Annotated in this window: 1 pseudogene; it reads right to left on the reverse strand. The window is 39.3% G+C overall.

What is annotated here, in order from left to right:
- Positions 1 to 5: 5 nt before the first annotated feature.
- Positions 6 to 298: pseudogene (locus FD47_RS15590) on the reverse strand (hypothetical protein); the annotation flags it as partial.

Here is a 298-nt window from a genome sequence, read left to right on the forward strand (position 1 = left end):
AAAACCTACATTTTTAAACTGCCCTTGACATCAACCCCATTGGTCAGTAAGAGTGATTTAATTGTTGCCAGTCGCTGCTTTTCTGTCTGATGATTTGGCGTATCCAAATAGTTATCAAGGTCTTTAAATTCCAATACAGTTCCTTGCGGTTTTTTCTGGGGATCACGATACAAAGCATATTCGGAAGCCTTAACATCTACCTTGCTATTGGGGAAGAGTGCCAAAACTTTTCTGGTGAGATCCTGTGAAGGTAATTGCTTAATAAAACGATTGTAGTCTGTATTACTTGCCAGACTGA

Source organism: Lentilactobacillus parafarraginis DSM 18390 = JCM 14109 (genome assembly GCF_001435895.1).
Classification (GTDB): domain Bacteria; phylum Bacillota; class Bacilli; order Lactobacillales; family Lactobacillaceae; genus Lentilactobacillus; species Lentilactobacillus parafarraginis.